The following is a 6,029-nucleotide window of genomic DNA, read 5'->3' as shown; positions in this document are numbered from 1 at the left end:
GTGCGGAACCTCGCACGAACCGCGCGGTGACCTCGCACGAACCGCGCGGTGACGACCGCGCCAGCTCCGCTCCGCGCGATGACGCCCTACGCCGGGCTCCGGCGCGACCGACGCCCCTCGTGCGACCACGCCGACGAGGGCAACAGGCTCGGCGGCAGCACCCGCGACCGCACCCGACGTCCGGCGGACACCGATGCGTCCAGCGCGCCACGGGCCTCCCGGACGGCGTCCTCGAGCGCGACCCGGTCGGTCGCACCAGCCCCGTTCGCTCCGAAGCGCTCGTGGTCGACGGCGTCGACCACCCGGTCGAGCACCGGCACGGCGTCCGGTGGCAGACCCGCACGGAGCCGGCCGAGCACGGCGCGGGCCGTGCGCGCAGCGGCCGCGGCGTCGCCCGGTGGCGCCAGGCCCGGCGCGTAGCCGTGATCGGCGACGTCGTCGAGGAGCTCCCGCCACGCAGCAGCCGCCGGGGAACGTCCTGACCGTACCGCCGCGAGCCGCGACCGCCGACGGAGTGCGCGCACGACGCCCGGTGCGAGCAGGAGCGCGACCGCGATCACGATGCCCGCAGCGATGCCGAGTGCGCCGTTCCCGCCGCCGGTTCCCGACGTGGCCGCGGCACCCGGCGCCGCCGAGGCGGACGGGGTGGCCGAGGGCTCCGTCTCGGCGGGCGTTGAGCGGTCCGGCGCCGGGAGCGGCGTGTCCGGCGTCCCGGGTGTCGCCGACGCAGAGGGTTCGGTCGAGGACTGCGCGGCCTCGTCGGAGTCGGGCGTCGGCTCGAACGCGACCCACCCGGCGCCCTTGATGTACAGCTCCGGCCAGGAGTGCAGCTGCCGGTTCGACACCGTGTACTCACCGTCGGCCTGGTCCGTGCCGGCGCGGTACCCGACCGCGATGCGGGACGGGATCCCGAGCGTGCGGGCCATCACCGCCATGGCGGAGGAGAAGTGCACGCAGTACCCCTCCCGCACCCGGAGGAAGGTGTCGATGACGTCCATGCTGTCGCCGTCGTAGCCCTGCTCGACCGGGGCGGTCTCGGAGTAGGTGAAGAGGTCGCTCCGGAACCAGCGCTCCAGGGCACGTGCTTCTTCGTAGTCGTTGCCGGCTCCGGCTGCGACCCGTGCCGCCGTGGACGCGATGTCCTTCGGCAGGTCCTTCGGCAGCGCGAGGTCGGTCCGGAGCTGTTCCTCCGACGGTCGGGCGAAACCGCGCCCGTCGACGCGTGCGAGCATGCCCGTCCGGGCGAAGGCGTCGAGGTACTCGTTCGCGAAGGTCGAGGCGCCGTAGACCTCGTAGGTGGCGCCGCGCGGCGTGGCCTGACCGGTGGACCGAAGGGTGTTCGACTGCCCCATCCACCGCCACTGCTGCAGGTCGAGGTTCGTCGAGCGCGCCTGCACGGACACCGCGCCCGACGGCACGGGCAGGTAGTTGCTCGACAGCCCGGTGATCCGGATCGTGACGTCGCCGCGGGTGGAGAGCCGCGGGTTCACGCCGACGGCCCACTGCTGCTGGTCGGCCGTCTCGGACTGGCTCGCATCGGTCACCGTCGGTACCCAGTCGCCGCTGCCGAACTCGTCGAGGTCCGCGAGCTTGAGGTACTCCGGCTGTCCGTCGGACGACCGGTACCGGAACACCTCGAGTGCGTTCGGCCGACGGAGGTCCTGTCCGAGGTTGAGCAGCGTGCCGGGCCGGCCCGGCTGGATCGGCGACTGGATCGCGCCCGTCACGCCGGAGAGCCAACTCGCGTTGAGCGGGATCACCGACGGCAGCCCGACCGCGACGACGAGGCCGATCGCGCCGACGACCGCTGCGGGCAGCGCGCGTTGCACGGGTCGGACGGACAACCACAGGATCGCGAGGAACGCCACGGCCGTGAGCACCACGAGCACCGGCCCCGCAGGCGTCCCCGTGATGATGCCCGGGACGATGAGGATGACGAGCGCGGGGGTCGCGGCGAGGGCAGCGGTCGGTGCGACGGCGGCGAGGAAGAGCGACACCGCGGCGACCCAGGCGATCGCGACGATGACGATGAGTCGGATCGCGTCGGTCTGCGGCAGCGGCGCGGGGTTCAGACGGATCGCCGCGATCGTCTCCCCGAGGGCCCCGTCCCGGTCGAGCCACCCGAGGGGTTGCACGTCGTTCACGAGCGCCGCGGCGCACGAGCAGGCGATCACGGCGGCGACGAGCGCCACGAACCGTACGCCGGGTGCGCGCCGACGCACGGCGAGCACCACGGCGACGAGGACCGCGGCGGCCACGACGCCGCCGACCCACCAGGCGATGCCCTGCACGAGCGGGCGCAGGGCGAGCGCGGCGATCAACACCGGCACGGGCGCCAGGACGGTGATCCACGCGCTCGGGGTGTCGCGCTGGTCGTCGGGGCGGTCGAGGATCTCGTGGACGTCCACCCCGCGCCGACGGACGGGCGCCTGCGTCCCGGTCACCGGATGCTCCCGGGCGCGGACGCACCGGCGACCGGCACGACGAGCGTGCGCCACCCGCCACGGTCGAGGATGCCGCGGACGACGGGCTCCGGCGGCACGATCGTCGCGAGGATGCCCCGGCTGGACCCGATCGTGGCGGAGACGAGCTCGGCGGCCTGCTCCGCGGTGCACCGACCGGTAACGACCGCGGTCATGCCGTGGACGTCACGGCCCCGGACGTCGGGCAGGACCTCGGTGACCTCGCGTGCGTCGGAACGCACCTGCACGTCGGCCAGGCCGACCAGGACGTCGGTCAACCCCCCGGCGTCACCGGCGTGCCGGGTGATGCCCTCCGGGTCGTCGCTCACGAGGACGACGCGGGACGTCCGGGCGGCGAGGGCGCGGGCGACGCTCGCCGCGACGACGACCGCGTGCTCGAACGCCGCGTCGCCGCCGAGGTCGGAGAGTTCGGCGAGGTCGTCGCGGCTGAGGGACTGGTAGGACTCGCGTCGCACGTCGAGCGCGATCACGGCCTCCGGCGGTTGCGCCTGGGTGGTCTGGCGGACGTGCAGTTCGCCGCGTCGCGCGCTCTGCCCCCAGTGCACACGCCGGATCGGGTCGCCCGGTCGGTACGGGCGGAGCTCGCTGTCGTCCGCGGAACCGCCCTGCCCGACCCGGCCCTCGTCGGCGGACACCGCTCCGGCGAGCGCACCGGTGTCGATGGCGGTGAGCGGCGTCGACGCGGGGACCACGACCACCTCCTCCGCGCGGACCACGGGTCGGTCGATGCGCAGGAGCCCGAACGGGTCCTCGACGCGGATCGTGACCGGCCCGACCAGTCCGCGCCCGCGGCGCATCGCCAGGGCCTCGACGTCGAGGACGGCCGGCTGGGTCCGGGGCCCGACCGTCGCGTACGTCTCGGCGTCGGAAACGCTCGCGAAGACGTCGTCGAGCCGTTCACGCACGAGCAGGGTGGACCGCGGCCCGAACCGGAGACCGGTGCGCTGCAGGGTGACCCGCTCGCGGTAGACCTCGCCGACCTGGACGACGGCCCGAGCCGCACTCCGACGTCCGCGGAGCGGTGCCGCCACGACGAACGCCATGACCGTGCCGCACACGAGGAGGACGAGCAGCAGCAGCCCTGCGGAGACGGCGACGCTCGTGCTTCCGACCAGGCCGCCGCCAACGAGGCCGATGCCCACCGCGAGCAGCGTCCAGCCCCGGACGGTCGGGCGCGGGAACGGCGTCCGCCGTGCGAGGGCCAGACCCCGGCGCCCGTACCGCACGGCGACCGAGCGCGCCGCTCCCGCCCGTCGGGCGAGCGACGAGGGCGCCGCGGACGAGGACATCAGGACCGGACGGGGGTGGCGGTGAACGGCACGCTGGTGTCCGAGACGATCCGGACCACGATGTCCCGCACGGTGTCGTCACCGGATCCGCCGAGGCCGCGGGCGACGGGCACCAGCCGGTGCGCGAGCACGATCGGCGCGAGCGCGGCGACGTCGTCCGGCGTGACGAAGGGCCGCCCGAGGAGCGCGGCGTGCGCCCGGGCGGCCTGCGCCAGGTGGAGGGTCGCACGGGGGCTCGCCCCGAGGACGAGGTCCGGGTGGTGGCGCGTCGCGCGGACGATCGCCACGATGTAGGCCTCGACGTCGGCCGAGACGTGGACCTCGCGAACGGCGGCGATCATGCCCCGCAGCGTCGCGACGTCGACGATCGGACGGAGGGCGGAGAGGGGGTCGCGGCCGCCGCGGTTCGCGAGCATCTGCCGCTCGGCGTCCAGGCTCGGGTACCCCATCGCGATCCGCGCGGTGAAGCGGTCGCGCTGGGCCTCGGGCAGCGGGTACGTGCCCTCCATGTCGATCGGGTTCTGGGTCGCGACGATCATGAACGGCGATTCGAGCGGCCGCGTCACGCCGTCGACGGTGACCTGCGCCTCGGCCATGGCCTCGAGCAGGGCCGACTGCGTCTTCGGGCTGGTCCGGTTGATCTCGTCACCGATGACGACGTTCGCGAAGACGGGGCCGGGCGAGAACCGGAAGGTGCCCGACGACTGGTCGAAGACGTTCACGCCGGTGACGTCCGAGGGGAGCATGTCGGACGTGAACTGGATGCGGTTGACGGACCCGCCGACCGACGCACCGAGCGCCTTGGCGAGCACCGTCTTGCCGACACCGGGGACGTCCTCGACGAGGAGGTGTCCCTCGGCGAGCATCACCGTCAGCGCTGTCCGGATCGCGTCGGTCTTGCCGTCCACGACGGTCGAGACGGCCGCGACGATCGCGGCGCCCGCATCACGGACGTGCTCGAGCGGGACGGCTGGGGCGGTCGGTTCCGGCACGCAGGCCTCCTCGGCTCGGGACAGGTGTCGTGCATGCTACAACGGCCCGGTGACAGCTACCGGAGGATGCGTCACCGACGTGACCCGCCGCTCTCGACGTGGTGACGGGCGGACGGGAGGCACGGCACCAGCTGGTGACGCGCCTCCAGTCCGTCAACCGGTCGCGTCCCGGACGCGCGCCGCCAGCGCCGCGTCCGCCGCCGTCAGGACGCGCGCCGCCACGGCCACGCCCTCCTCGCGCCCGAGCTCGGTGTCCTCGTGCTCGATGTTGACCCACATGTCCGGGTCGACCTCGTGCAGCGCGGCGAGGAACTCGCTCCAGTAGGCGACGTCGTGGCCCTTGCCGAGCGCGACGAAGTCCCACGCCGAGGGCTTCGGCCACTCGTTCGCCCACTCGTCGCCCCCGAGGTTCGTGCGTTCCTCGTCGGGTGACAGGCGACGGAAGGAGTTGTCGAGCACACCGTTGATCGCGGCGTGGGGGTTGACGCGGACGTCCTTCGCGGCGGCGTGGAAGACGAGCGGGCCGAGGTCGCGGACGACGGCCACAGGGTCCATCTGCTGCCAGAACAGGTGGCTCGCGTCGAGTTCCACGCCGATGTTCGTCAGCCCGCCCCGCTCGACGAGCTCGCGGACCGACGCGGGGTTGAAGACGAGGTTCTGCGGGTGCAGTTCCAGCGCGACCCGCACACCGTGCTCCCGTGCGAGTGCGTCGATCCCCTGCCAGAACGGCACGGCCACGGACCACTGGTGCTCGAGGACGTCGAGGGCGGCGGAGTTCCACGCGTTGACGATCCAGTTCGGTCGACGCCCGCCCGGCTCACCGGCCGGGAGGCCCGACATGGTGACGACGCGGGTCTGCCCGAGGCGGGCTGCGAGCAGGATGCTCCGACGGATGTCCTCGGCGTGTGCCGGTCCGATCGCGGGGTCCGGGTGCAGGGGGTTGCCGTTGCAGTTGAGTCCGGCGATCTCGACCCCGGTGCCCTCGAACTGCGCGACGAAGGCGTCGCGTGCGGCGTCGTCCTCGAGGATCGCGTCGATGTCCGGAACGTGCACCGGGGGCAGGAACCCGCCGGTGTTGAGTTCGATGCCGGTGAGGCCGTTGCCCGCGATCGCCGTCAGGGCGTCGGCGAGCGGCCGGTCGTGGAAGATCGCGTCGTAGAGACCGAGCTTCATGCGAGCGCTCCTTCGGTGGTGGGGACGTCGACGGTGGCTCCGCCGGCTGCGGCGGAGCGTGCCACCGCGTCGAGGACCTCCATGTTGTGGAC

Annotated in this window: 4 protein-coding genes; all 4 read right to left on the bottom strand. The window is 73.6% G+C overall.

Translation table 11 applies throughout. The features are described 5' to 3' along the window. Window positions 1-86: 86 nt before the first annotated feature. Window positions 87-2,444 (bottom strand): transglutaminaseTgpA domain-containing protein, encoded by a 2,358-nt coding sequence (locus ACSW7Y_RS15655; RefSeq protein ID WP_438127167.1) that lies wholly within the window; start codon window positions 2,442-2,444, stop codon window positions 87-89. Beyond that, a complete protein-coding gene (locus tag ACSW7Y_RS15650) occupies window positions 2,441-3,772 on the bottom strand; it encodes a DUF58 domain-containing protein (protein ID WP_438127166.1) in 1,332 nt (443 codons plus the stop codon). The genes ACSW7Y_RS15655 and ACSW7Y_RS15650 overlap by 4 nt, the downstream gene beginning before the upstream one ends. Continuing rightward, window positions 3,772-4,764, bottom strand: a complete 993-nt coding sequence (locus ACSW7Y_RS15645) for an AAA family ATPase (protein ID WP_438127165.1) — start codon at window positions 4,762-4,764, stop codon at window positions 3,772-3,774. Before ACSW7Y_RS15645 ends, ACSW7Y_RS15650 begins: the two co-directional genes overlap by 1 nt. 153 nt (window positions 4,765-4,917) lie before the next feature. Continuing rightward, window positions 4,918-5,937 (bottom strand): sugar phosphate isomerase/epimerase family protein, encoded by a 1,020-nt coding sequence (locus ACSW7Y_RS15640; RefSeq protein WP_438127164.1) that lies wholly within the window; start codon window positions 5,935-5,937, stop codon window positions 4,918-4,920. Window positions 5,938-6,029: the final 92 nt, after the last annotated feature.

Origin of the sequence: Curtobacterium flaccumfaciens, assembly GCF_051548005.1 — a bacterium.
GTDB lineage: Bacteria > Actinomycetota > Actinomycetes > Actinomycetales > Microbacteriaceae > Curtobacterium.
This window is presented reverse-complemented; position numbering and strand designations above follow the sequence as displayed.

What these genes read in the sequence shown, in the direction of transcription:
- ACSW7Y_RS15650 (WP_438127166.1), bottom strand. Translation starts at nt 3,772, where the DNA reads ATGTCCTCGTCCGCGGCGCCCTCGTCGCTCGCCCGACGGGCGGGAGCG.
- ACSW7Y_RS15640 (WP_438127164.1), bottom strand. Translation starts at nt 5,937, where the DNA reads ATGAAGCTCGGTCTCTACGACGCGATCTTCCACGACCGGCCGCTCGCC.